This is a genomic window from Variovorax paradoxus, from assembly GCF_030815855.1.
Classification (GTDB): domain Bacteria; phylum Pseudomonadota; class Gammaproteobacteria; order Burkholderiales; family Burkholderiaceae_C; genus Variovorax; species Variovorax paradoxus_M.
On sequence record NZ_JAUSXG010000001.1, the window covers coordinates 158,273 to 183,601 of the forward strand.

The window sequence follows — 25,329 nt, forward strand, 5'->3', positions numbered from 1 at the left end:
CGGGCCCCTTTACTTTTGCAGCGCCTTGGCCCGCGCCACGCCGTAGCGCTGCAGCGTTTTCTCGCGCGCCTCGGCGTGATCGACGATGGGCAGGGGATAGGTCTCGCCGAGCTTGATGCCGGCCGCCTCCAGTTCGACCGGCGAGGCCGTCCAGGGTGCGTGGATCGCGGCGTTCGACAGCCCTGCGAGCTGCGGCAGGTAGCGGCGGATGAACTTGCCTTCGGCGTCGAAGCGCTCGCTCTGCGTCACCGGATTGAAGATGCGGAAATACGGTTGCGCGTCGCAGCCGCTGGAGCTGGCCCACTGCCAGCCGCCGTTGTTCGATGCGAGCTCGAAGTCATTCAGGTGCAGCGCAAAATAACGCTCGCCGCGCCGCCAGTCCAGCCCGAGGTTCTTGCAGAGAAAACTCGCCGTGACCATGCGCAGCCGGTTGTGCATGTAGCCGCTCTGGTTGATCTGCAGCATGGCGGCGTCCACCAGCGGGTAGCCCGTGCGGCCCTGGCACCAGGCCTCGAAGAGCTGATCGGCGTGCTTGCCGTGGTGCCATTGGATCTTGTCGTATTCAGGGCGGAAGCTCTTCGATTCGCCGCCCGAATGCACGTGCGGGAAGTGCGCCAGGACTTGGAAGTAGAACTCCCGCCAGATCAGTTCGCTGAGCCAGGTCGCAGCGCCCGAGTCGCCCTGCAGCGAAAGCTGGTGCGCCACCCCCGCCAGCTGCCGGATCGACACCGTACCGAAACGCAGGTGCACGCCCAGGTAGCTCGGCCCCCGCACCGCCGGAAAGTTGCGCGCCGCGTCGTAGCGGTCGATGCGCTGGAAAAAGTCCTCGAACAGCGCCGCCGCGCCCTGCGTACCGGTAGGAATCTCGAGTTCGGAGAGGTTGGTTTCCTGAAAGCCGATCTCCTCGAGCGAGGGCACCGGCGCGCGTTGCGCCTCGGGCGGCGGTGCCAGGGCGTCGGCGTAGGCCCGCACCGGGTACGACTTGAGAAAGAACGCGTCGACCTTGGCCAGCCAGGCCCGCTTGTAGGGCGTGAACACCGTGTAGGGCTGGCCGACCTTGGTCATCACCTCGTCGCGGTCGAAAACGGTCGAATCCTTGTAGGTGTGGAAAGCCACGCCCGCATTCGCCAGGGCGCCGAGCACCTGGGCGTCGCGCGCCAGCGCATCGGGCTCGTCGTCGCGGTTGGCGAACACGGCCTGCACGTCCAGTTCGTGCGCCAAAGCGGGAATTTCCTCGACCGCGGCGGCGTGGCGCACGATCAGCCCGCCGCTCAGGTCCTGCAGCTCGGCGTCGAGCTCCACGAGCGATTCGCGAATGAACTCCACGCGCCGGTCGGCGCGGGGTAGGGGGTCCAGAATGGCCCGGTCGAACACGAAAACGCACACCACCTGACGGCAGGCCCGCAGGGCGTGATAGAGCGCCGCGTTGTCGTCCACGCGCAGGTCGCGGCGAAACCACAGGAGCCCTTTGGGATAGGTCTTGTCGACGGCCAGTAAAATCGGCGGCATATGGCTTCCGATTCTGCCCCGATGAACCTCACGCATCACTTTCTGATCGCGATGCCGGGGATGGAAGATAAAACTTTCAACCGCAGCGTCGTCTACCTCTGCGAGCACAGCGAGCGCGGCGCGCTCGGCCTGGTGATCAACAAACCCAGCGACATCAACCTGAAGGTGCTGTTCGAGAAGATCGAACTCCACCTAGCGCGCCCCGAACTCGGTGACGCGCCCGTTTTCCAGGGCGGGCCGGTGCAGACCGAGCGCGGCTTCGTGCTGCACGAGCCGGTGTTTTCACATGCCGAGAAGCCCGAGGAATCGGTCTATGCCTCGACCATGACCATTCCCGGCGGCCTCGAAATGACCACCTCGAAAGACGTGCTGGAGGCGCTGGCCACCGGCGCCGGACCGCGCAAGGTGCTGGTTTCGCTGGGCTATTCGGCCTGGGGCGAGGGGCAGCTCGAATCGGAACTGGCCGAAAACAGCTGGCTCACCGTGAGCGCCGACCCGGCCGTCATCTTCGATACCCCGGTCGAACAGCGCTACGACAAGGCGCTGCTGCTGCTGGGCCTGGAAGCGTGGAAACTGTCACCGGAAGCGGGACACGCCTGATGGCCGCTGCCATGCCAGACGCCCCTGTTCCCGCCGCTTCTCCTTCTGTTCCCGTTGCCGTTCCTTCCCATTTCCAGAGCTTCCTGGCCTTCGACTTCGGCCTGAAGCGCACCGGCGTCGCGAGCGGCAATCGCTTGCTGGCCACCGCGACTCCGCAGGCCACCATCAAGGCCGAGGGCGACGCCCGCTTCGCGCAGGTCGAGGCCCGCATCAAGGAATGGCAGCCCGACGCACTGGTGGTCGGCGTGCCCTACCACCCTGACGGCGCCCCGCACGAGAACACCCGCCGAGCGCAGAAATTCGCGCGCCAGCTGCGCGGCCGTTTCAACCTGCAGGTGTTCGAGGTCGACGAGCGCTACAGCACCACCGAAGCGCTGGCTTCCGGCGCGCGAGATGCCGATGCCGCTTCGGCCTGCATCATCCTGGAGCAATTTTTGAGGAGTCTCCCTTGAGTTCAATACCCGATGCCGAAGTGCTCTACAAGGAGCTGCTGAACGGCGTGAAAGCGCTGATGCGCACAGAGACGAAGCTGGTGGGCATCACCTCCGGCGGCGCCTGGCTGGTCGAGCGGCTGCAGAAAGACCTGGGCCTGGCCGGCGCCCCCGGCGTCATCTCCTCGGCCATGCACCGCGACGACTTCGCGCGCCGCGGCCTCTCGGCCAGCGCGCAGACCGCGCTGCCCTTCGATGTGAACGGCGCCGACGTGCTGTTGCTCGACGACGTCCTCTACACCGGCCGCACGATTCGCGCGGTGCTCAACGAATTGTTCGACTTCGGCCGCCCGGCCTGCGTGCGGCTTGCGGTGCTGGTCGACCGCGGCGGGCGCGAACTGCCGGTGGCGGCCGACTTCGCGGCCGCGGAATTCACGCTGCCGGATACGCAGTTGCTCGCACTCGCGCGCGCAGACGACGGCGCCTTCAGTCTCAAAGTGGAGGAGAACTCGTGAGCCCCCACACTCATCACTTCGTGTATTCGTTGCCCCCCGGGGGGGCGCAGGCCTGCCTTGGGGCGGCCCGGCGGGAGGCCTGGTAATGCTCTACAAGCGAAATCCGCAACTCAACAAGAACGGCGAGCTGATCCACCTGCTGTCGATCGAGGGCCTGCCCAAGGACATCGTCACGCACATCCTCGACACCGCCGCCAACTTCACGAGCGTGAGCGACCGCGAGGTGAAGAAGGTGCCGCTCCTGCGCGGCAAGAGCGTGTTCAACCTGTTCTTCGAGAACAGCACGCGCACCCGCACCACTTTCGAGATCGCCGCCAAGCGCCTTTCCGCCGACGTCATCAACCTCGACATTGCGCGCTCCTCGGCCACCAAGGGCGAGTCGCTGCTCGACACCATCGCCAACCTGAGCGCGATGGCCGCCGACCTGTTCGTGGTGCGCCACAGCGAGTCGGGCGCGCCGTACCTCATTGCGCAGCACGTGGCACCGCACGTGCACGTGGTGAATGCCGGCGACGGCCGCCACGCGCACCCCACGCAGGGGCTGCTCGACATGTACACGATCCGCCACTACAAGAAGGATTTTGCGAACCTCACGGTCGCCATCGTGGGCGACGTGCTGCATTCGCGCGTGGCGCGCTCCGACATCCATGCGCTCACCACGCTGGGCTGCGCCGAGGTGCGCGTGGTCGGCCCCAAGACGCTCGTGCCCGGCGACATGGCCGGCATGGGCGTGCGCGTGTGCCACACGCTCGAAGAGGGCATCAAGGACTGCGACGTCATCATCATGCTGCGCCTGCAGAACGAGCGCATGAGCGGCGCATTGCTGCCCTCGTCGCAGGAGTTCTTCAAGACCTATGGCCTCACGCCGGAGAAGCTGCAGCTGGCCAAGCCCGATGCGATCGTGATGCACCCGGGCCCCATCAACCGCGGCGTGGAAATCGACTCCGCCGTGGTCGACGGAAAGCAGAGCGTGATCCTCCCTCAGGTCACCTTCGGCATCGCGGTCCGCATGGCCGTCATGAGCATCGTCGCAGGCAACGAAGCATGAACACACTGATCACCAACGGCCGCGTCATCGACCCCGCCTCGGGCACCGACAAGAAGACCGACATCGCCATTGCCGACGGCAAGATCGCCGGCATCGGCCACGCGCCGGCCGGCTTCAAGGCCGGCCGCACCATCGACGCCGCGGGCTGCGTGGTCGCGCCCGGCCTCGTCGACCTGGCTGCGCGGCTGCGCGAGCCCGGCTACGAGCACGAAGGCATGCTCGAAAGCGAAATGGCCGCGGCCATTGCGGGCGGCGTGACCAGCCTCGTGTGCCCGCCCGACACCGACCCCGTGCTCGATGAGCCCGGCCTGGTCGAGATGCTCAAGTTCCGCGCCGAGAAGCTGCAGCGTGCGCGCCTCTTTCCGCTCGGTGCGCTCACGCGCAACCTCGCCGGCGGCGTGCTCACCGAAATGGCCGAGCTCACCGAGGCCGGCTGCATCGGCTTCAGCCAGGCCGACGTGCCGCTCGCGGACACACAGGTGCTGCAGCGCGCGCTGCTCTACGCGAGCACCTTCGGCTACACCGTGTGGCTGCGCCCGCAGGACCGCGACCTCGGCAAGGGCGTCGCCGCCAGCGGCCCGCTCGCCACGCGGCTCGGCCTTTCGGGCGTGCCGGTGTCGGCGGAGACCATCGCGATCTTCACCATCGTCGAGCTCATGAAGAGCACCGGCGCGCGCGTGCACCTGTGCCGTATCTCGAGCGCTGCGGGCGTGGCGCTGGTGCGCGCCGCCAAGGCGCTGGGCCTGCCGCTCACCTGCGACGTCAGCATCAACTCGCTGCACCTTGCCGATACGGACATCGGTTTTTTCGACAGCCGTGCGCGCCTGAATCCGCCGCTGCGCCAGCAAGGCGACCGCGACGCGCTGTCGGCCGCGCTGGCCGACGGCACCATCGATGCGCTGGTGTCAGACCACACCCCGGTCGAGGCCGATGCCAAGACGCTGCCGTTTGCCGAAGCCGAACCCGGCGCCACCGGCCTCGAACTGCTGCTGCCGCTGGCGCTGCAATGGGGCGAGCGCAGCGGCGCGGGCATCGGGCGCGCGCTGGAAGTGATCACGTCCGCGCCCGCGCGGCTGCTGACGGCGTCCGATGCGGGCACCGGCATCGGACGGCTGTCCGAGGGCGGCGTGGCCGACCTGTGCATCTTCGATCCGTCCATCGAATGGCAGGTGCAGCCTGAAGCGCTCAAGAGCCAGGGCAAGCACACGCCGTTCGCTGGCTACCCGCTGCAGGGGCGCGCGCGCCACACGCTGGTTGCCGGCCGCGTGGTTCACGGCTGAAGAGAAGAAGAGGGTGCAGGCTCGATGCTTCATTCACTGAAGGCCTGCTGGCGCCTGCTGCACGCGGTGGGGCACGCGCTCGGCGGCTGGTGGACCATCCGCTTCGCCTTTCCGCGGCTTTCGCCGGAAGAGCGCAACCTGCGCGTGCAGCAGTGGTCGCTGCGCCTGCTCGAGATCATGGGCGTCACGCTCAAGGTGCAGGGCACGCCGCCCGCGCAGGGGCCGGTGCTGCTCATCTGCAACCACCTCTCGTGGCTGGACATCAGCGCCATTCACGCCGCGTGCCACGTGCGCTTTGTCTCGAAGGCGGGCGTGAAGCACTGGCCGCTGATCGGCACGCTCTCCACCGGCGCGGGCTCGCTCTACATCGAGCGCGAACGCCGGCGCGATGCGCTGCGCGTGGTGCATCACATGACCGAGGCCCTGCAGGGCGGCGACCGCATCGGCGTGTTTCCCGAAGGCACCACGAGCGACGGGCGCGGACTGCTGCCTTTTCATGCCAACCTGCTGCAGGCGGCCATTTCTTCGGGCGCGCCGGTGCTGCCCGCGGCGTTGCGTTTTGCCGATGCGGCGACCGGAGAAACCAGCCAGGCGCCGCGCTATATCGACGACGACAACCTGCTGACCTCGCTCTGGAACACACTGCGCGCACCGCCGCTGCTGGCCATCGTGCGCTTCGGCGAGCCGCAGCCGTCGCAAGGCCGCGAGCGCCGTGCCTGGGCGCAGTCGCTGCATGAAGACGTGCAGCAGCTGCGCCGGGAAACGCACTGACGGCATCCATAAAAAAAGCGCTCCCGAAGGAGCGCTTAACGACGCACGAAGGCGCCGTGAGGAGGAACCGCAATCTGTGCCGCAGGTTGAATGCTGCAACGGCCCTGGCTTGCGGGAGAAATCAGTTCATGCGCGTGGGCGAGTGCCTACATGCGTAGGCGGGGCGGATCGGGGCGGGGCGGCAATCAGCCGGTCGCTTCGTGGTCCCCGCCCTTGCTGCGTTCGCTCTGCTCCATGGTGCCGGAGCGCAGCATGTCGCCTGCCTCGTCGGCAACCACGGCCTCGCTGAAATAGTAGCCCTGCGCCAGGGCCGTGGAGCCCGTCGAGTGGAGAAAGGCGCGCTGCGCTTCGGTCTCCAGTCCCTCGACGATGATGCCGATGCGGGCCTCGCGCGCCAGATTCATGATGGCGCGAACGGTGGCCGCGCTGTCGGGGTCGTCGACGGCTCTCTTGAGCATCGACTGCGCGATCTTCAGGTGATTCACGCGGTAGGTTCGCAGGTATTCGAACGACGAGTATTCGGTACCGAAGTCGTCGATGGCAATCCGGACGCCGAGCGCCCGCAGGCGCGGCAGTACGTCGTTGTGGGTCCAGGTCATCTGGGCCAGGGTCGACTCCGTCACGTCGAATTCCAGATCGGACGGGTTGAGCTGCCATTTCGCAAGGCAGTCGACCACATCGCGCACCAGCTCGTTGCCTTTCCGGAGTTGGCCGAGCGACAGATTGATGGCCACCACAGGCGGTGCCACGCCTTGCTCGCGCCACAGGCTCATTTGCCTGCAGGCCTGGTCCAGCACCCAGCGGCCCAGCATGACGATGCCGCCGGTGCGCTCCGCAATCGGCACGAAGGCTCCCGCGTCGAGGAGGCCGCGCTCGGGATGGTTCCAGCGCAGCAGTGCTTCCACGCCCACGATCTTTCCGGAGGACAGCTCGACCTGCGGCTGATAGTAGAGCTCCAGCTCTTCGCGTTCGATGGCTTTCTTCAGGTCTTCGCCGAGCGTGACGCGGTCACGTACTTCCAGGTCGATTTCCTCCGAGTGGAAGTGAAACTGGTTGCGCCCCTGGTCCTTCGATCGGTAGAGCGCCAGGTCGGCCTGCACGACCATTTCGTCCGGACCTGCGCTGCCCGGGATGTAGGGGCAGATGCCGATGCTCGCGGAGACATGCACTTCGTTGCCGTCGAGCATGTACGGGCGAGCCAGTTCCTCCTGGATCTTCGTGGCCAATGCGCCTGCCGCCGCCGGTTCGCCCATTTCGCTTTGCAGCACCGCGAACTCGTCGCCGCCCAGGCGCGCCACCACATCGGTTTCCCGCGTGCAATTCTTCAGGCGCTGGGCCACCTCGCGGAGCAGCAAGTCGCCGGCCGGATGGCCGAACATGTCGTTGACCGGCTTGAAGTGGTCCAGGTCGAGGTAGTGCAGCGCGAACGGCATGGAGCCCCGCCGCGCCGCAGCGTGAGCCTGGTGAAGGCGTTCCGTGAGGGTGGCGCGGTTGGCCAGGCCGGTCAGCCCGTCGGTGCGCGCGAGCCGCGCCAGCTGTTCCTCCGCCGCCTTGCGCTCCGTCACGTCGATGACGATGCCCTCCACCTCGATGAGCCGGCCTTCCTTGTCGCGAACCGGAACGTAGCGGTTCTCGACCCAGCGCCGCCCGCCGTCGCCCGTGCACAGGCGGTATTCGATCGACGCGCCTTCCGCATCCTTTTCCAGAACGCGCGCCATCGCATCGGCGACGCCGGCCTGGTCGGCCGGGTCGATCAGCACGTCCGCCCAGTTCGGGTTCGCCAGCAGGCTCGCCGGGTCGTGTCCGAACTTGGTGATGTTGTGCGAGATGTAGATCAGCGGAAACGAGGGCTCGCCGCGCAGGCGGTAGAGGATGGTCGGGCTGTTCTGCACGATGATGTTGGCGTCCGACAACTCGCGCGTGCGCTCTTCCACAGCCTGCTCGAGCTGGTTCATCTTGAAGGCAGCGTCCTCCGTCATCTGCCACTTCATCGTCAGTGCACTCGCCAGCTGGCGTACTTCGATGGGATCGAACGGCTTCTTGAGCACCAGCAGGCGGTCGCGCGCGTCCAGCCGCTCGAACACCTCGACCCACGACTGGTCTGCATAGGCGGTGCAGATCACGATCTGCAGGCGCGGATCGACCAGCCACAGTTGCTCGATCGTCTCGACGCCGTCCCACCCCGGAGGCATGCGCATGTCGATGAACGCCATGGCGTAGGGCTCGTCGGCCGCCAAGGCCTCGCGCACTCTGGCGAGCGCCTCCTGGCCCTGGTAGGCGCTGTCCAGCACGAAGTTCTCCGAACTCGGCTTGGCTTCGGTGCCGAACAATGCGGCCTCGAGGTCGTCCAGGTCCGACGCCGCGGCCTCGGGCAAGAGAATTTTCCGGAAGTCTTCGTGAATGGCGGGCGTGTCGTCCGCCAGGAGAATGCGCCGATTTTGTTGTGGGCTCATAGAGTCTCTTGCTTCTTCTTGATCGGAAGCGCGAGCGCGAACGTTGCGCCGGTGCCCGCGGCGCCGGAATTCGCCTTGCCCACCTTGCATATGCAGTCCAAATGCCTCATGTTTGCGGCCCCTTGCATGATCAATACATTAAACACGTGGACGGGTCGTTGCGCTTGATCGAATGCGCCTCGAGGGCTTGGCAGTGGCTGCGGAGATACATGCGACCGGCCTCGCTGCGAACCCGCCGGGGTGCTCGCTATGGCGCCGATGAAAATCGCCAAACCATGCAAGGTGCGAAGCGCCACATCATCAGGTTATGTGTTTGGAGTGCAGATGAAAAAGCTCAGGAAATTCGTGGGTGGCGCCATTTCCGTTGCGGGAGCGGTAGTGCTTATGGTGCAGCACTGGTGACCTGGGCCGGCGGATGGCAGTAGCATGCGCACCTTCAAGCCGGCGGATCATCCGTCGACGCCGCTCGCCGGCCCGCGCGAGGATCTCCCTTTTCGGAATCGAACACCGTGGATCACAACATGCATGAGCGAAGCACGGAAAGGCGCTCGAAACCGCCTGCCTGCACGGTCGAAGAAGCGATGGTCAAGCACGATGCCGACGTCGATATCGCGACCTCCGCGCTAAGAGCCGCGACCCAGGACGTCGCGGATTGCATTGCCGAGCTGATGAACTTCATCGCCCCGAGCGGCGCCTCGAACGCCGCGCGCGGGAGCTTTACCGAACGCAACATCCCTTTCAAACCGTTCGGCCTGGCCGGTGAAATCCACGACGTGACCTGCCAGTTGCGTGCGCTGCAAAGGGCGGCGGAACTGGCCACGCGCCGGGCACGCCGCCGCCTCGCGCGCGAGGGCGACGCTCGGCTGGAGCGGTTTGGAAGCTGACATGGCGAGTTCCGCTGACCTGCGAACGGCGGCTTTCACCAGCGAGCCCGCAGCAACACTACTGAGCGCGTGGCTGTACAGCCGTATCGGCATTCGGCGCCCATAATGCCGCCTGCGGCCACGCCAGAGGCCGCGCGAACCCAAGGCTCCGGGTCCACGTGAAGCGAGCCAGCGATATTGCCTTTCTGGCTTTTACGGGATGACACCATGAGCGTCATGCAGATGTTTCTACCGGCATCCGAACCCGCGCGCAGCGAGGCCCTGGCGCAGTTCCTGAAAACACATCACATCCCGCGCCGTCTCGTGAGAGGCCTCGGGCACAAGGGACTCGGCGAAGCAGGACCGGCCCTGCTGATAGGCCCCTTGCAAAACCAGCAGCAGGCGTCGTCGCCGGATTTGCGGACACCGGCTGCGCCGGAGTAAGGGCGCCGCGCGCCGTGCCGCTCGCCCGTTCGGGCTGACAGTGGCTGCGAGACAAAGAAAAACCCGCTACGCCTTGGGGCATGCGGGCTTCTGATCTTGGGTGAGACGCCGGAATGCGGTGCCGTGGTGCTTCGACAGGAATCGAAGATCGTCCGATAACCCGCATGGATGCTAGGCTCTTATAGGATCCGTAGATAAAATACCGCTATAAGTACCGATAGATTTTGATGCGTCGCATTGAAGCAACGACATCACCCGCCGCGCTGCCAGAAGAAAGGCGCTCAAGGCCGTCTGCATACCCAACTCGCGGCTAGGCCTGCTCTCCTGAGCTCGCGGTAGCGTCTCGTGGCAGCCGCGCGGGCCAAGAATGGCGAGGAAGCCGCACTTCCCGCGACCAGTCTCACGCCGCCACCCCAAGCGTAAAGGGATCGGTCCACTGCGTGGTGAATTCCATCGTCCGTAACGCGGACCTCAATCTCGATTCGTTCCGGGTGCACGCATAGCTCCTATGCGCTGGATCGCGCTTTGAGATTGTCACCAGCACAGGAAAAATGATGTGGCCCCCTTTCGACTAGTGGGCAAGGTGGGAGCGGCAGTGGCGTGCCCCGTTGATCCGCTTGAGATGAGGATGTCGCGCGCGATCTGTGGCGTGACGAACGGCTGCGAGCGATGTTGCCGGACGCGGCGGCCGTGGAGTGGTTGCGGTCGATCACCGGCTGAGGGAGCGCCCCGGCCTCGAATTGGCAATTTCGACGACGTGGACTGGTTGTGGCACGAATGCTGCAGTACAGCAATCTAGGGCGTTAGTCCTATGGACCCGGGAAACCTCGGTGGTACAGAATGAATCTCAGGGAGAGAGTGATCTCTCAACTCTAGGAGTGCCTATGTCAGCGGTCCAGCACGCAATCCGTGTGAACATCTTTCACAGTGCCAAATCGGCCAGCTATTGGGCGAACAGCCCCGATTTGCACGGCCTTGCCGCGTCGGGTAAAAGCCGTGCAGAGGTGGAGCAGGAGGCTCGCTACGCCGCCGAGGCCCTCTTTGAGATCCACGGCATCGAAGGCGATCCAGAAATCAGTTTCCAGGATGCTCAGTTCGAGGAGGAATGAGCTACAGACGAGAGGTGATCCACCACCTAGAGATAAGCGGCTACATAAAGCTTCCTGACCGAGGGAAGGGATCGCATGAAGCGTGGAGGAAGGGAGCGCATGTCCAAATCGTGCCCCGCAAGATCGACGACAGGAATTTTGCGAACGACATCATGAAGCAATCGGGCATCACGCACCGGTTCAATTGACAAGCCCTCTCCAGAGGGTTTTTTAACGTCTGGCGATTTTCACTTCCCTCCACAAAGGAGTAGCCATTGACGCCGCAGTTTCTTTCCAGCGCATTGAAGGACTCGTCAGCGGTGTATTGCTTGCTGTGGTATCCGTCAATCACGACCTGCACATAGGCCCGGTAGTTGCTGGGGAGCCCTGTCTTTCCGTAAGTGGGGGCGGAGTTTGGATCGGTCTGACCACCGCATCCGGCCACCAGTAAGCAGGCGAAGAGAATGGCTACTCGCATTTGAAAAGCACCTCAGCAGTTTGAGGTTTCCACCCTTGAGTACCCCCTGACGTCGAGGACTCCAGCACCATCTCCTTCTTGCCGCAGAAAGCTCGGGCACGGTCCAGTAAGGGCTTTGATCTGGCCAGCGGTACTCAGGCCGCCGCGGACGGTTGAACTGACCATGAAGCGATCACGGCCCACAGGTTGATCGGTGTTGTACTGACGCAGCCGGACAGTACGAGGCAGGCGAGGACGGCCGGTGCCCGAGAACCTATCTGGAATCGCATCCTCACTCCTCATTTTCTTGTTCGGCCGCCGAGCACGCTTTCCTCTTTTCGATCCAGTGTGACCCTGGTCCATAAGCCCCGACGCCGCTTCGAGGATGATCCTCATGCGCGGTTCGGCGCCGAGCATCTTCAGTCTTGCGACTTCGTCCCCGCCTTGCCCGTATAGGGGTTGACGTTGCCCTTGGTGGACCAGTTATCCGTCTTCGAGCTGTTCGGGTTGGTTGCATGGCCCGGTGCGACATACGTCCCATTGCTCTTGGTATAGCCGCTGGTCGAATGACTACCGCCCGATCCGGAGTAGCTCGACGAATGCGAGCTATGGCCGCCCGAGCTGTGTCCTCCTCCGCCCCTAGCAAAGACGGTTGAGCTGAGAGCAAGGACGACCGCGAGAACGATGATTGATTTCATTTCATGCCTTGCATCAGTGGCAATGAGAGCCGCCGGTTTTGTGATCCCGATGGCAGCCATTCCTGTCAGTGCCTCCTGAATGAGCGAGTGCGCCGCAGCTCATACAAAGCACCGCGATTAGTACCGCAATCTTCTTCATGTTGTCTCCTCGGTTTGATGGAGCCCGAAGTGTGGTGCTGCGCGCGATTTTTTCTACGAGGGTTTTGGAGCGCTCTCCCATGATCATGGGGCGCGGGTTTGAAGATGATCATGTGCGTGCGCGACCTCCTTCCTGGTCAGCGGGAGCAGGCGCCGGCAGAGTTGCACGGCACTGCCGACAGCAGAATGGCATTCGGCCTGCGACTGATGCGTGAAAGATCGTCGAGTGAAAAAAATGGAGATGAAATCGAAATGCTGCTTAGCATCGGAGCCTCAATATTCCGCCACCCGAGTCATGCACGAAGAAGCACGCCTGAAGTCCCCGTTTCCTGCTGCGGCCAAATGTGTTGACGAACTGGTCTCAATCTTTTTGGTCGAGAAGCATTTCAAGACATCCCATGATGCCAACAGCGCCCTTATTTTTGTCTGTGCGGATTGCGACGTGCCCGTCAGCGCAGTGATCATCGAACCTTTCAAGGTCGGCCGGAGGATCACCCCTTCGTCTAGTTTCCGGAGGCGCGATCCCAATCATCCCCACACCTGCAAACGCGAACCTCCTCCCCCTGAAGATCCCGGCGAGAGCGGCGGAAAAGGTAATGCTCCCGCGCATCCGAGCAGCGATGGGGGGCCCACGCGATGGGTCGACCCGCGCGTAGTTGCTGCGCCATCCGGGATAGGTGGGGGCAAGCCTGGCTCCAAAGCGGACGGGCAATCCGGAGCAGGGTCGAGAAAACGCAATGCCAGTGGCTCGGGGACATCCGAGTCTCAATCACAGACCGTCGAGAAGTTCGCGCGAAGCTGGCGTGAAATGGATGTTTCGGGTCGCAAAAAGAAGCAGCTGCTGGCGCCGTGGAATCTGCAGGGCACATTTTTCAGCGCATTTCAGGTTCTAGATTACGACCCCGATGTCCTACGCGGCAAAATGAAGATCTTCGTCGGCACCGCTTGTGAGGTGGAGGCCTATCCGGATGGGTTTGACGTCATTTTCCACGAAAGGCAGATCGGCGGCCCCGAACTTTGCATCTGGATTCCACTCCGGTGCCTGGCGCTCGGTGCAGCGGGAACCGCACTACAAAAGCAGTTGCTTGACTATGCCAACACGCTGGTCTGGACGAGACCTGTATACGTCCATGTGCTCGGAATATTCGATCGGTATGTTGATCTTCCCAGCCCGGTCCTTGGATTGGAGCTAGGGCATCCGCACATGATCTGGATTCATTGAACTCGCGCGTTAAGCAAAAGTAATGCGATGGATGTTCTGCCCAACTTCTTAGGGCGCATGACATCCAAGACACCACAAAGATCATTGGGAGGGGTATATGCAGCACCTTTTCGGACTGAACGTACTTGACAAGACGAAGGACGGGTACTTGGGAGCTCTTGCCGAGTTGGCAAGCGACCCAATGTTGATTGCCACCGAAAATCGACCCGGGTCAGAGATCGGCGGAATCCAACAGCCGATGTGAAATTCGGCTTCATGGCGAAGCACCGCTGGCGCTCGCCGTGGCGGGCATCGAGCGCACGTAGGTTCTCAAAGCGAGGGCTGATGTGTCCAAGGCGCAGAAGGCCGTCTCCGACGAAAAGCTCGACCGACAGGCCGAGAACACCCGCCGCGCGCTTGCCGCGCTCGAAGACCTGCAGCGCGTGCTTGCGATGCAGGCCGCCCATGCAAAAGCCCACAGGAGAACGGCAATGCCTACGAAAAGAAACTGGCCGTGCTCGATGGCCGCCGCCGCGCTGCTGCTGGCGATGCTGAGCGGGTGCGCCAGCAATTCGCCGCCTTCGCCGCCCGTGATCGGGACCAAGCCGCAAGCGACCCCGCTGCCTGCCGCCGTATCGCAGATCGATCCGCGGTCCTCGGAGACCTGGCTGCGCGAGGTCGAGAGCTACTTGAGCGAGGTCGGTTCGTTGTTGAGCAGCGAGACGCCGAAGTGAGCCTTCTGCTAGGCACCGTTCGCAATGATCGAACAATGCTTGCTCCGCTCGAATCCACCCTCAGCAAGTTGCCAAGCCGCCAGCCAGTCCGAGAAGCGCTGTTGACGCGATAGTCGTGCCGCGACAACAGCGTTCGCGAACTTTCATATTCGTTTTTGCATCCGGACTGAGTTGGACTTCGAACTATCGTTGTCTGGCCGCAGCCTTTCAGATATCTTGAAACAACTTGTACGGAGCGCACTGCGCAGCGCTGCACGTCAACGCGGGGAGTGATCGGCCATTCAAAAAAGCTGATTGCCATGGTCCACCCAGACCTGGCGCCGAAAACACAAAAACGAGAAAAGCTGAGGGAGAGTGTAATGAGGTTTGGAGAAACGCTGCGGTGGCTCTGGCAACCAGTTTCGTCAATGGAACTGACGTGGCAGCAGACCAAGAGGAATCCGAAGCCGATTCTCAAACTTCTTCGCCTTTGGCAACGGCAGGCAATCTCGGTGTTGCTTCAGTCGGCCGCATGCTTTGTGCTTTTTTGGGCTTGGACTCCCTTGTATGCGGAGATTCCAAAGGGCACGACCTACACGGCCTGCGAACATTCCAATAGTAAATGTGGGCCAGCCACTCCGCCATCTGTGCACACCGCAATCGATGCTCTCATCGATTACTTCAACAATGTGTACTGCTCCAAGCCTGGCTGCTGGGTAACTCTTAAGCCGGGCTCGTACGAGAGTCCATACACGGTATTTCGAAACTACGCCCATCCATCTGATCCTGAAACTGGTGCGCGTTGGGACGCCGATTCAGTGTGGCTATACGTACAGGGGGACAGTTGTCCGGCAAACAGTACTGCTGTGACGTCGACCAATAGCTGCCAGTGCGACCGCGGCTATCAAGACAATGTCTCGCAAACCGCATGTGTTGCTGCCTTGCCCGAGCCGGCATCTGAAGCCGCCGCCGGGATGTGCACGCCCAATCCTATTCTTCCAGCTACTGCTGAGAAATATCGCTCAGAGATCGACTTCGTTGACAGCGGTCCGTCGCCGCTGTCGTTTACGCGTATCCACCGCAGTGCCTGGGGGGCCGATTACTCCCATCCGACCGGGCCACTTGGCAGAGCTTGGGCGCACAATCACGCCGCCGTTCTTTCGACTTCAACTGCAGCAAGCCTCGATGCTGTATTCATCGCGACCAGTGAGGGAGCGCTGCGTACCTTTGTGAGAGCCATCGGTTCTACGGCTTGGACTCCCACCAACGGCGCCGACACGCTCACGCAAGCCACCGACGGCAGTTGGTTCTACCATCGTGCGAGCGACGATTCAGTCCTGAGATTTACTGCCGACGGGAGGCTGCTGACAGAGACCCGGCGCAACGGCTGGGCGCTGACGTACACCTACAACAATGCCGGCCAGCTGGCCAATGTCAGCAATGGCTTCGGTCGCGCCCTGAGCCTGAGCTACAACACTGCGGGACGGTTGGTTGGTGTTCTTACGCCGGACTCGCGCACCATTGGCTACGCCTACGACAGCAGAGGTCGCCTCTCGGCCGTGGCCTACCCCGACGGGAGAACTCGCGGCTTCCTCTACGAGAACACTTTCTTCCCCGAAGTCTTGACCGGCATCCTCGACGAGACAGGTGCGCGCTTCGCCACATTCGCCTATGACAGTCAGGGGCGCGCGATTGATTCGGCGCTGGTCGGATCGGTCGATCGTTATCAAGTCACCTATCCGGGTGCGAATGCCGCCTCGATCCTCGACCCTCTGGGCACCACTCGCAGCTACAACTACAGCACCATCAAGGGCAAGCTCGCGGTCATTGGTGGCTCATTGCCCGCGGGCCTTGCTGAGGCCGACGCATCATCCCGCGTACAAGATGCCAACGGACTAATCACCTCAGAGACCGACTTCAACGGCGTGATCACCACCACCACCTGGGACGTCGCCCGCCGCCTGCCGACCACCGTTGTTCACGCCTCAGGCATCCCCGAAGCGCAGACGGTGACAACTCAATGGCATGCCACCTTCAGCCTGCCCGTGCTGGTAACCGAGTCCGGTCGCACCACCGCCTACACCTACGACGCGCTCGGCAATGTCCTGAGGCGCACGGTCACCGACACCGCCACCAACCAGGCGCAGCTCTGGCAGTGGACCTACAACGCCCAGCAACTGGTGGCCACCGCCACCGAGCCCAACGGCGCGGTCACCAGCTACACCTACGACCCTCGAGGCAACGTCCTGACCTCGACCAACGCCCTGGGCCACGTCACCGGCTACACCTACGACAGCGCCAACCGCGTCGTGAGCTCGACCGCCCCCAACGGCCTTGCCACCACGTACACCTACGACCCACGCGACCGCCTCCTGACCCAGACCGTCGGCGGCCAGACCACCACGCTCACCTACAAGCCCTACGGCACGGTCGAGACGGTGTCCCTGCCCACGGGCCTGGTCCTCACCTACAGCTACGACGCCGCCCACCGCCTCATCGGCTGGAGCAACAACCGCGGCGAGAGCGGCAGCTACACCCTGGACGGCATGGGCAACCGCACCGCCGAGCAGATCAAGGACAGCGCCGGCAACGTCGCCTGGAACGCCGCGCGCACCATCAACGCCATCAACCGCCTCAGCGCCCAGACCGAAGGCCCCAACCAGGCCAGTTCCTTCGGCTACGACGCCAACGGCGAGCTGACCCGCAGCACCAACGGCCTGAACCAGAGCACCCAGTACGGCCTGGACGGCCTGCGCCGCGTCAAGGCCGTGATCGATGCGGCCAACGCCACCGCCACCCTCAAGTACAACGCCCTGGATGGCGTCACCGAAGCCAAGGACTTCAAGGGCGTGGCCACCACCTACGCGCGCGATGCCCAAGGCAACGCCACGGCCGAGAGCAGCGCCGACACCGGCGGCGCCAGCACCCAGTACGACGCCCTGGGCCTGCCCAACCAGATCACCGACGCCCTCGGCCAGGCCACCACCATCACCCGCGATGCCCTGGGCCGTCCCACCAACTTGGTCTTCGCCGACGGCAAGACCACCACCCTGCGCTACGACCTGAGCGCGAACAGCAAGGGCTACCTCTCCGAGATCGTCGATCGCAGCGGCACCACCGAGTACACGCGAGACGGCTTCGGCCGCGTGACCCTCAAGAAGCAGACCCTCGCGAACGGCAGCGTGCAGCAGGTCAGCTACAGCTACAACCCGAACGGCACCCTGGCGAGCATCGGCTACCCGAACAACGGCGGCCTGCTCACCCACAGCTACGACGCCACCGGCCGCCTCACGGCCCTGAGCCTGAACGGCAACCCGCTGGTCACCGGCATCGCCTGGAACCCGCTGGGCCAGCCCACCGCCTGGACCTGGGCCTTCGCGAGCCCGAGCCTGGCGGCCAGCCGCAGCTACGACACCGCGGGCCGGATGACCGCCACCGAGTTCAGCAGCTATGTCTACGACGCCGCAGGCCGCATCACCAGCCTGACGCAGACCCTCTACGCACCCGGCGACACCGACCCCACCCACAGCACCATCGGCGCCAGCGACATCACCTGGACCGTGGGCTACAACGCCGTGGGCCGCATCACCGGCTTCAACGCCACCGGCAGCACCGCCGGCTTCGGCTACGACGCCAACGGCAACCGAAGCAGTAGCACGCGGGTGCTCAACGGCCAGAGCACCAGCCGTACCTACACCGTGGGCGCTGCGAGCAACCGGCTCACGGGCTTCTCCCAGATCATGAGCGGCTCTAGCAGCACCAGCGTCACCTACGGCTACAACGCCAACGGCGACCTCGTGAGCGACGGCCTCAGGAGCTACACCTACGACGCCGAGGGCCGCCTGGTGGCTTCCACCACCGGCGCCACCGACGTGAGCCCGACCACGCGCTACGCGCACAACGCACTGGGCCAGCGCGTCTTCAAGACCGAGCCGCTGTACCCACCGGGCCCCGGCGATGAAGCCGACCCGGGCTTCATGCAGAGCCTGATCGCGTTCTTCACCAGATTGTGGAGCCCGGCAACCAACCAAGCCGAGCAGCTGGGCTATGCCTACGTCTACGACGAGAACGGCACGCTGATCTCGGAGGCCGGCAGCGGCGGGGCCAACAGTGCGGGCCAGGCCAGCTACATCTACCTGCCGACGGCGAACGGGCCGATGCCGATTGCAGCGGTGATCAATGGCGCGACCTATGCGGTGCACAGCGACCACCTGAACACGCCGCGCAAACTCAGCAACGTGGACGGCCAGCCCGTCTGGCAGTGGAGCTACAGCGCGTTGGGGGAGGACAAGCCGACGATTGCGAAGAACCGGTTTGCCGACATCGATATCACGCCGAACCCGGGTACCACCAGCGTCTCCGAGGTGAAGTTCAACCTGAGGTATCCGGGGCAGTATGCGGATGAGGAGAGCGGGCTGTTCTACAACTACTTCAGGAGCTACGACAGTCGGACAGGGCGCTACAGCCAGTCAGATCCGATTGGGCTCGATGGAGGGTGGAATCGGTTTGGATATGTGGATGGAAATCCGCTTGGCTTGACGGATCCCTTCGGCTTGAATCCAGCAGCAGGATGCGCTCTGGGAGCATGGGCGGGGCCCATCGGGTGTGGAACGGGCGCTGCCATCGGCACTGCAGCTGCTCTCGCAGCAATTCTGAACACTCCAGGCGATACGTCAAAATCAGAGGCGCCTCCGGCAATCTGCAAACCGGCGATTCCTGATGTCGCACCAGGGAACTTCTGCGAGCAACTGGCGCTGGCCGAAGCAAAAGCAGGCGCCGGCGTGCCGATCATGGGAAACATGGGCGATGAACCACGCTTGATCTCTCACTACGGTCCGGGTCCTTGGGTGAAGAAGGAGCACAAGCACCGGTGCTCAGACGGTCGACTTCTGGTCATCCACTACTTCAGCAATGGACTGAACAACGTGGAACTCAAATTCAAATAAGGAAGCAATATGAACAGTCTGAACTTTCGAGTGGAAGCTGCAGAGGACGGGACCGGCGAGCTTTTTCTCACAGTCGACTACCAAGGGTTCTCCGGCTCTAGCAGTTGCTATGTGGATCTGATCTCTCTTCGCGAAGTCGCACAAAAATTCGCGCTCTATCCGATCCCTGCAGATCGAAGTGTTCGACTCGAAGGGGGGTACTTCGCTCCAGACATGAAGTCGCTGGCGCAGACCCATCTCCATATATCCGCAGTGCCCATCGATTCGATCGGAAATGTCGGGCTGAGCGTCAGCCTAGCAGTTCCGAATGATGAGGGAATCAGCACGTACAAGGCCTCATTGAATTGCGAGTTCTCCGTGTCCTACGAACAGCTGAAGGATCTTTCGCTGGGACTGATCGCACTCGCCGAGCGACAACGCGACGAGTACTCGCTGGCCTTGTAATTGATCTGGCATGTGCGCCTGCGACGATTACGGTTTCAACCCTTCCTGTGGCGATACCCTCGACTCTGTACGTCAAGATGGCGGCGTCTCTCCACGATCAGATCAATCTTGCCCTGCGGGCTACCACGGCGCGCAGCTGTTCATCCGACCAGGCTTCCCTGGTGGAGGCGACTACCACTGGTATCGACAGGATTTCGACGGCACGTGGTCGCGTAAGCAAGGGCGAAATCCTGCTCAGCCGCTTGGCGCAACACCAGCGCCGCCTTCGAACTACCCATTGCAATGTGGATCCATATGTTCGCCAAATTAATCGCCCTGTGCACAGCGTTCCTCGCATTCAACGCAACAGCTGAAGATGGGCCCCTGTGGTTCGACAACTCGCGAGCAGCGACCGCATGGTTTGCGAAGCTCTACCCTTCGCATGAGATGCGGCGGTATCCCCTCAAAGTTCCAGGCATCGATGCCGAGATCTATGCGTTCTATGGCCCCCGAGGTTCCGGGATCGGCCGGCTCGATGGCTGGTTCTATTCGTGTGTGAAGGGGGCCTCATGCAGCTTGATCGCAATGACCGACCTTGGAAGATCTGGCGACATAAAAGAAGATCCGACGGTCACTCACGAGGCGCCATATCTGGTTATCAAGTCTGGCGATAGCACCTTGTTGAAAATCAAGAGGTGATCTGTTCCAAAAGAGCTTCGTCGAGTCAACAGAGCGACCGTTGTGGAACAAGGACAACCCATCGGGCAAAAGGCCTTTCAAGCTCAAAGAGATCGAGGCAATCCGCGCTCGCGTGCAGTTTTCCTGCCGCATTCGCGAACTTGCTTTTAAACCTCAGCATCGACAGCAATCTTCAGGCATGCAACCTCGTCAAGCTGCGTGAAGGGGACGTCGATCGGGAAAAAAATAGTGACAGTCGCGACCGATCAAGATTGAGTCGCGGCTATTCAGGCACGTAAACGAAAAGCATGAGGGAGAGTGCGATGAGGATGCTGAAAACGCTGCGACATCTGGCGGCGTTCTTACTTTTATTGCTGGGTGGAAATGCCATTGCGGACGTACCGATGCAGCCGTATGAATGGCGCGTGGGCCTGGGAGGCTTCAACGGCACTTATCCCACGTCGAAAGACGCGTGTGATGCAGCTGCGATGTTCGTTTTTTCGCACGCGTCGGATGCCGACAAGGCGCTCGGTCCCTTTACCGGCACAGGTACTCTGATTGTCGGCGGCAACGGCCTTTGGAGTTGCACCGTCTATTTGGGCAACGGTGTTCGGTATGGTTCGTGGGCCATGACTCATTTGAATATGTGCCCGGCAAACAGCACGGAGAGCGGATCGTCATGCACTTGCGATAACAAGCATCAAGAAAACGCAGCTAAAACCGCATGCATCACCGCCGCTCTCGAGCAGGCAAGTGGCAACAGCTGCAAGGCGCCAGCGGGAGCGATGGCCGGCAATCCAATCCTCCCCGCCACTGCCGAGAAATTCCGCTCCGAAACCGACTTCACCGACAGCAGCCCGGCCCCTCTGTCCTTCGTCCGCACCTACCGCAGCACCTGGGGCGCCGACGCAACGCATCCGATCGGCCCGCTCGGCAAAGCCTGGACGCACAACCACAGCACATCCCTCGCCGCGACGCCCGCCGCCGACCCCAACGCAGTCTCCATCACCAGCGCCGAAGGGCACCTGCGCACTTTCTTCAAGGCCAGTGGCTCCGCCACCTGGACGGCCACCAACAGCGCCGACACGCTCACCCAAGCCGGCGACGGCAGCTGGACCTACCGCCGCTCCGACGACGACGCCACCCTGAGCTTCACCGCCGAAGGCAAGCTCCAGACCCAGGCCCAGCGCAACGGCTGGACCCTGGTCTACACCTACGACAGCGCCGGCCGGCTCGCCACCATCGCCAACGGCTTCGGCCGCATGCTGGTCCTGAACTACAACTCGGCCAGCCAACTGGCCAGCGTTCTCACGCCAGACTCGCGCGCCATCGGCTACGCCTACGACCCGATGGGCCGCCTGTCCGCCGTGAGCTATCCCGACACCAAGAGCCGCACCTTCGTCTACGAGAGCGCGGCCTTCCCTCAGGCGCTGACCGGCATCATCGATGAATCGGGGGAGCGCTACGCCACCTTCAGCTACGACACGCAAGGCCGCGCCGTCAGTTCGGAGTTGGCAGGTTCGGCCGACCGCTACCAGGTCAGCTATCCGTCCTCCAGCAACGCGTCCATCACCGACCCACTGGGCACGAGCCGCACCTACAGCTACAGCACCACCAAGGGCAAGCTCGCGGTCACCGGCGGCTCCTTGCCTTCCGGCACCGGCGAAGCCGACGCGTCATCGCGCATCCAAGACGCCAACGGCCTGATCACCTCGGAGACCGACTTCAAGGGCGTCACCACGACCACCACCTGGGACGCCGCCCGCCGGTTGCCCATCGTGGTGGAACACGCCGCAGGCACGCCCGAGTCGAGGATCGTCACGACCCAGTGGCACCCTGACTTCAGTCTGCCGCTGCTGGTGACCGAACCTCCGCGCAGCACCGCCTACACCTACGATCCGTTCGGCAATACGCTGTCCAAGACCGTGACGGAGGCCTACACCGGCAGGACCCAGACCTGGCAGTGGACCTACAACGCCCAGCAATTGGTGGCCACCGCCACCGAGCCCAACGGCGCCGTCACCAGCTACACCTACGACTACCGAGGCAATGTCCTCACTGCCACCAACACCCTGGGCCACGTCACCAGCTACACCTACGATAACGCCAACCGTGTGGAGAGCATGACGGCGCCCAACGGCCTCGTCACCACCTACACCTACGACGCCCGCGACCGCTTGCTGACCCAGACCGTCGGCGGCCAGCAGATCACCATGCTCGGCTACAAGCCCTACGGCCAGGTCGAGACCCTCGTGCTGCCCGGCGGCCTGATCCTGAGCTACACCTACGACGCCGCCCAGCGCCTCGTCGGCTGGCGCAACAACCGCGGCGAGAGCGGCAGCTACACCCTGGACGGCATGGGCAACCGCACCGCCGAAGAGATCAAGGACAGCACCGGCAACGTCGCCTGGAACGCGGCGCGGGTGATCAACCACATCAACCGGCCGGCCATGAACGTGGAGGGCCCGAACCAGGCCAATGCCTTCGGCTACGACGCCAATGGCGAGCTCACGCGGGTCACCAACGGCCTGACCCAGAGCACCGAATACGGCCTCGACAGCCTGCGCCGCGTGGCGGCCATCACCGATGCCGCCGGCGCCACTGCCACCCTCAAGTACAACGCCCTCGACGTCGTCACCGAAGCCAAGGACTTCAAGGGCGTGATCACCGGCTACGTCCGCGATGCGCAGGGCAACGCCACCAGCGAGACCAGCGCCGACATGGGCACGGCCAGCACCCAGTACGACGCGCTCGGCTTGCCCACTCATATCATCGACGCGCTCGGCCAGGCCACCATCATCACCCGCGATCCCCTGGGCCGGCCGACCATCCTGGTCTTCGCCGACGGCAAATCCACCACGCTGCGCTACGACCAGACGCCCGCGAGCAAGGGCTACCTGTCGGAGATCATCGACCGCAGCGGCAGCACCGAGTACATCCGCGACAGCTTCGGCCGTGTGACCCAGAAGCGCCAGACCCTGGCCAACGGCAGCGTGCAGCAGGTCAACTACGAGTACAGCCCGAATGGTCTGTTGCAGAGGACCGTCTATCCCGGTGGCTCGGCGCTGACCTATATCTACGAGATGGGCGGCCGCCTCTCGGCCTTGCACTGGAACGACGCCCCGCTCATCACAGACATTGCCTGGAACCCGCTGGGGCAGCCCATGCGGTGGACCTGGGCCTTCGCGTCTCCCACGATGCCAGCCCACCGGGCCTATGACACGGCGGGCCGCCTGACAGCCACGGAGTTCAGCAACTACGTCTACGACGCCGCGGGTCGCATCACCAGCCTGACGCAGCAGCTCTACGGCCCGGGTGACGCCGACCCGACACAGAGCACCATCTCGCTGGCGCCCCGCACCTGGACCGTGGGCTACAACGCGCTGGGGCGCATCATCGGGTTCGATGCCGCTGGCGACACGGCCGCCTTCGGCTATGACACCAACGGCAACCGGATGAGCAGCTTGCGAGACCTCAATGGTCTGAACACCAGCCGCAGCTATACGGTAGGCCCGTTAAGCAACCAGCTCACCGGCTTCACCCAGAGCATCAACGGCGCCAGCAGCACCAGCGTCAGCTACGGCTACAACGCCAACGGCGACCTCGTGAGCGACGGCCTCAGGAGCTACACCTACGACGCCGAGGGCCGCCTGGCCGCAGCCACCACCGGCGCCACCGACGTGAGCCCGACCACGCGCTACGCGCACAACGCGCTGGGCCAGCGCGTGTTCAAGACCGAGCCGGTGTACCCGCCGGGCCAGGGCGATGAAGCCGATCCTGGCTTCATGCAAAGCCTGATCGCGTTCTTCACCAAGCTGTGGAACCCGGCCACCAACCAGGCCGAGCAGCTGGGCTATGCCTATGTCTACGACGAGAACGGCAGCTTGATCTCGGAGGCGGGCAGCGGCGGGGCCAACAGTGCGGGGCAGGCCAGCTACATCTACCTGCCGACGGCGAACGGGCCGATGCCGGTGGCGGCCGTGATCAATGGTGCCACCTATGCGGTGCACAGCGACCACCTGAACACGCCGCGCAAACTCAGCAACGACAACGGGCAAGCCGTCTGGCAGTGGAGCTATAGCGCGTTCGGGGAGGACAAGCCGACGGTTGCGAAGAACCGGTTCGCGAACCTCGACACCACACCCAACCCGGGCACGACGAGCATCTCCGAGGTGAAGTTCAACCTGAGGTATCCGGGGCAGTATGCGGATGAGGAGAGTGGACTGTTCTACAACTACTTCCGCAGCTACGACAGTCGGACTGGGCGCTACAGCCAGCCGGATCCGATCGGCCTGGATGGTGGGTGGAACAGGTTCGGGTATGTGGATTCCAATCCGTTGAGCTACCTTGATCCAACTGGGCTTGACTTACTTGCGGTGACCGGCGGACGCCGCGAGAGTACCAATCCATTCGGGCACACCGCTCTGGGTGTCAGCGGCGCGGGAATGTATAGCTATGGCAACAATACCCCCCTCGGCGGTTCACCGCGGGAATACCTCGAGGGGCAGAGCAAGTTTCGCGACCAACAAGTCACACTCATCCCTCGCACGCCTGCCCAAGATCAAGGTGCGTTGGACAACTTGGCCCGCAATGGCTGCAGGAACTGCGTCGGATTACTTGACAACTGTGCCGTACGTACCGATTCGGCTTTGCGGGCAGCTGGAGTGCCGACAAACATGTCGCCCTTTCCTGGGGGCGTGGCGCGTGATGCGATGCGAGCACCGGGCGCGCAAAATTACTACATTCCAAAGGGAGGCCCTATCCCTCCAGGATTGAGCGAGGCCCTTGGACGATTCAATCCGCCGAATGTGCCATGAACCCAAACTTCCGAGCGAGGCGAAAGCCGCAGGAAATTTATTGGTGGACGCTGAGCCTGTGGGTTGTCGCGGTTGTCTGCCATCTTGCCTGGTTCGTGGTCGAGGGCACGTCGCCGCAGACTGATGAAGCCTATGCGAGGGGTCTTATCTTCCAGACCGCAGCTTTCGCTTTTTTTCGCTTTCCGTATTGGCTCGGAGGCCTCATCGCGGTGCTAGTCCTTGAGTTCGCAATCTTCGGAAGAAAAGATCGCTGAAT

General features: G+C 63.3%; 20 protein-coding genes and 1 pseudogene. 17 read left to right on the forward strand and 4 right to left on the reverse strand.

Going from position 1 to position 25,329, the window contains the following annotated elements:
• Window positions 1-9: 9 nt before the first annotated feature.
• Entirely contained in the window at window positions 10-1,509 is a 1,500-nt protein-coding gene (locus QFZ42_RS00750) for a cryptochrome/photolyase family protein (protein ID WP_307699113.1), read from the reverse strand.
• Between QFZ42_RS00750 and QFZ42_RS00755 the strand changes: the two genes are divergently transcribed.
• From QFZ42_RS00755 to QFZ42_RS00780, 6 genes are all read left to right on the forward strand, one after another.
• Window positions 1,510-2,109, forward strand: a complete 600-nt coding sequence (locus tag QFZ42_RS00755) for a YqgE/AlgH family protein (RefSeq protein ID WP_307699114.1) — start codon at window positions 1,510-1,512, stop codon at window positions 2,107-2,109. It abuts the gene before it with no gap.
• The gene (ruvX, locus tag QFZ42_RS00760; protein ID WP_307699115.1) at window positions 2,109-2,561 is read left to right on the forward strand and encodes a Holliday junction resolvase RuvX; all 453 of its coding nucleotides are present in this window, start codon (window positions 2,109-2,111) and stop codon (window positions 2,559-2,561) included. The genes QFZ42_RS00755 and ruvX overlap by 1 nt, the downstream gene beginning before the upstream one ends.
• A complete protein-coding gene (gene pyrR / locus QFZ42_RS00765) occupies window positions 2,558-3,055 on the forward strand; it encodes a bifunctional pyr operon transcriptional regulator/uracil phosphoribosyltransferase PyrR (protein ID WP_307699116.1) in 498 nt (165 codons plus the stop codon). Before ruvX ends, pyrR begins: the two co-directional genes overlap by 4 nt.
• 85 nt (window positions 3,056-3,140) lie before the next feature.
• A complete protein-coding gene (locus QFZ42_RS00770; RefSeq protein WP_013543579.1) occupies window positions 3,141-4,103 on the forward strand; it encodes an aspartate carbamoyltransferase catalytic subunit in 963 nt (320 codons plus the stop codon).
• On the forward strand, window positions 4,100-5,383 hold the full coding sequence (locus QFZ42_RS00775) for a dihydroorotase (RefSeq protein WP_307699117.1): 1,284 nt from the start codon (window positions 4,100-4,102) through the stop codon (window positions 5,381-5,383). Before QFZ42_RS00770 ends, QFZ42_RS00775 begins: the two co-directional genes overlap by 4 nt.
• Window positions 5,384-5,407: 24 nt before the next feature.
• Complete coding sequence (locus QFZ42_RS00780) at window positions 5,408-6,154, forward strand: lysophospholipid acyltransferase family protein (RefSeq protein WP_307699118.1); 747 nt, start codon at window positions 5,408-5,410, stop codon at window positions 6,152-6,154.
• A gap of 185 nt (window positions 6,155-6,339) precedes the next feature.
• Here QFZ42_RS00780 and QFZ42_RS00785 read toward each other — a convergent pair whose 3' ends face one another.
• Window positions 6,340-8,607: a putative bifunctional diguanylate cyclase/phosphodiesterase gene (locus QFZ42_RS00785; RefSeq protein ID WP_307699119.1), complete on the reverse strand. Its 2,268-nt coding sequence runs from the start codon at window positions 8,605-8,607 to the stop codon at window positions 6,340-6,342.
• 509 nt (window positions 8,608-9,116) lie between these two features.
• Between QFZ42_RS00785 and QFZ42_RS00790 the strand changes: the two genes are divergently transcribed.
• The 3 genes from QFZ42_RS00790 (at window position 9,117) to QFZ42_RS00800 (ending at window position 11,023) form a co-directional block, all read left to right on the forward strand.
• The gene (locus QFZ42_RS00790) at window positions 9,117-9,491 is read left to right on the forward strand and encodes a hypothetical protein (protein ID WP_307699120.1); all 375 of its coding nucleotides are present in this window, start codon (window positions 9,117-9,119) and stop codon (window positions 9,489-9,491) included.
• A gap of 207 nt (window positions 9,492-9,698) precedes the next feature.
• Window positions 9,699-9,914 carry a hypothetical protein gene (locus QFZ42_RS00795; protein ID WP_307699121.1) on the forward strand — a complete coding sequence of 72 codons (216 nt, stop codon included), beginning with the start codon at window positions 9,699-9,701 and terminating at the stop codon, window positions 9,912-9,914.
• Window positions 9,915-10,798: 884 nt separating this feature from the next.
• Window positions 10,799-11,023, forward strand: coding sequence for a type II toxin-antitoxin system HicB family antitoxin (locus QFZ42_RS00800; protein ID WP_307699122.1), 225 nt, complete (start codon window positions 10,799-10,801; stop codon window positions 11,021-11,023).
• 855 nt (window positions 11,024-11,878) lie between these two features.
• Here QFZ42_RS00800 and QFZ42_RS00805 read toward each other — a convergent pair.
• Together QFZ42_RS00805 and QFZ42_RS28280 are read right to left on the reverse strand one after the other, a co-directional pair.
• A complete protein-coding gene (locus QFZ42_RS00805; RefSeq protein ID WP_307699123.1) occupies window positions 11,879-12,157 on the reverse strand; it encodes a hypothetical protein in 279 nt (92 codons plus the stop codon).
• 13 nt (window positions 12,158-12,170) lie between these two features.
• On the reverse strand, window positions 12,171-12,383 hold the full coding sequence (locus tag QFZ42_RS28280; RefSeq protein WP_373423294.1) for a YHYH domain-containing protein: 213 nt from the start codon (window positions 12,381-12,383) through the stop codon (window positions 12,171-12,173).
• A gap of 207 nt (window positions 12,384-12,590) precedes the next feature.
• On the opposite strand from QFZ42_RS28280, the gene QFZ42_RS00810 reads away from it, so the two are divergent.
• The 8 genes and pseudogenes from QFZ42_RS00810 to QFZ42_RS00840 all read left to right on the forward strand — a co-directional run bounded on the left by QFZ42_RS00810 (window position 12,591) and on the right by QFZ42_RS00840 (window position 25,327).
• Window positions 12,591-13,517 (forward strand): hypothetical protein, encoded by a 927-nt coding sequence (locus QFZ42_RS00810; protein ID WP_307699124.1) that lies wholly within the window; start codon window positions 12,591-12,593, stop codon window positions 13,515-13,517.
• 326 nt (window positions 13,518-13,843) lie between these two features.
• Window positions 13,844-14,230 carry a hypothetical protein gene (locus QFZ42_RS00815; protein WP_307699125.1) on the forward strand — a complete coding sequence of 129 codons (387 nt, stop codon included), beginning with the start codon at window positions 13,844-13,846 and terminating at the stop codon, window positions 14,228-14,230.
• 953 nt (window positions 14,231-15,183) lie between these two features.
• Window positions 15,184-15,423 (forward strand): annotated as a pseudogene (locus QFZ42_RS28285) (DUF6531 domain-containing protein); the annotation flags it as partial.
• A gap of 15 nt (window positions 15,424-15,438) precedes the next feature.
• A complete protein-coding gene (locus QFZ42_RS00820; protein WP_307699126.1) occupies window positions 15,439-19,155 on the forward strand; it encodes an RHS repeat-associated core domain-containing protein in 3,717 nt (1,238 codons plus the stop codon).
• A gap of 9 nt (window positions 19,156-19,164) precedes the next feature.
• A complete protein-coding gene (locus tag QFZ42_RS00825) occupies window positions 19,165-19,599 on the forward strand; it encodes a hypothetical protein (RefSeq protein ID WP_307699127.1) in 435 nt (144 codons plus the stop codon).
• A gap of 294 nt (window positions 19,600-19,893) precedes the next feature.
• Window positions 19,894-20,277, forward strand: coding sequence for a hypothetical protein (locus tag QFZ42_RS00830; protein WP_307699128.1), 384 nt, complete (start codon window positions 19,894-19,896; stop codon window positions 20,275-20,277).
• 764 nt (window positions 20,278-21,041) lie between these two features.
• Entirely contained in the window at window positions 21,042-25,073 is a 4,032-nt protein-coding gene (locus tag QFZ42_RS00835) for an RHS repeat-associated core domain-containing protein (protein WP_307699129.1), read from the forward strand.
• Window positions 25,070-25,327, forward strand: a complete 258-nt coding sequence (locus QFZ42_RS00840; RefSeq protein WP_307699130.1) for a hypothetical protein — start codon at window positions 25,070-25,072, stop codon at window positions 25,325-25,327. Before QFZ42_RS00835 ends, QFZ42_RS00840 begins: the two co-directional genes overlap by 4 nt.
• Window positions 25,328-25,329: the final 2 nt, after the last annotated feature.

Coding starts and splice junctions, on each gene's coding strand:
- QFZ42_RS00750 (WP_307699113.1), bottom strand. CDS start 1,509: ATGCCGCCGATTTTACTGGCCGTCGACAAGACCTATCCCAAAGGGCTC.
- QFZ42_RS00755 (WP_307699114.1), top strand. CDS start 1,510: ATGGCTTCCGATTCTGCCCCGATGAACCTCACGCATCACTTTCTGATC.
- ruvX (WP_307699115.1), top strand. CDS start 2,109: ATGGCCGCTGCCATGCCAGACGCCCCTGTTCCCGCCGCTTCTCCTTCT.
- QFZ42_RS00770 (WP_013543579.1), top strand. CDS start 3,141: ATGCTCTACAAGCGAAATCCGCAACTCAACAAGAACGGCGAGCTGATC.
- QFZ42_RS00775 (WP_307699117.1), top strand. CDS start 4,100: ATGAACACACTGATCACCAACGGCCGCGTCATCGACCCCGCCTCGGGC.
- QFZ42_RS00780 (WP_307699118.1), top strand. CDS start 5,408: ATGCTTCATTCACTGAAGGCCTGCTGGCGCCTGCTGCACGCGGTGGGG.
- QFZ42_RS00785 (WP_307699119.1), bottom strand. CDS start 8,607: ATGAGCCCACAACAAAATCGGCGCATTCTCCTGGCGGACGACACGCCC.
- QFZ42_RS00795 (WP_307699121.1), top strand. CDS start 9,699: ATGAGCGTCATGCAGATGTTTCTACCGGCATCCGAACCCGCGCGCAGC.
- QFZ42_RS00800 (WP_307699122.1), top strand. CDS start 10,799: ATGTCAGCGGTCCAGCACGCAATCCGTGTGAACATCTTTCACAGTGCC.
- QFZ42_RS00805 (WP_307699123.1), bottom strand. CDS start 12,157: ATGAAATCAATCATCGTTCTCGCGGTCGTCCTTGCTCTCAGCTCAACC.
- QFZ42_RS28280 (WP_373423294.1), bottom strand. CDS start 12,383: ATGATCATGGGAGAGCGCTCCAAAACCCTCGTAGAAAAAATCGCGCGC.
- QFZ42_RS00810 (WP_307699124.1), top strand. CDS start 12,591: ATGCACGAAGAAGCACGCCTGAAGTCCCCGTTTCCTGCTGCGGCCAAA.
- QFZ42_RS00825 (WP_307699127.1), top strand. CDS start 19,165: ATGAACAGTCTGAACTTTCGAGTGGAAGCTGCAGAGGACGGGACCGGC.
- QFZ42_RS00830 (WP_307699128.1), top strand. CDS start 19,894: ATGTTCGCCAAATTAATCGCCCTGTGCACAGCGTTCCTCGCATTCAAC.
- QFZ42_RS00835 (WP_307699129.1), top strand. CDS start 21,042: ATGGCCGGCAATCCAATCCTCCCCGCCACTGCCGAGAAATTCCGCTCC.
- QFZ42_RS00840 (WP_307699130.1), top strand. CDS start 25,070: ATGAACCCAAACTTCCGAGCGAGGCGAAAGCCGCAGGAAATTTATTGG.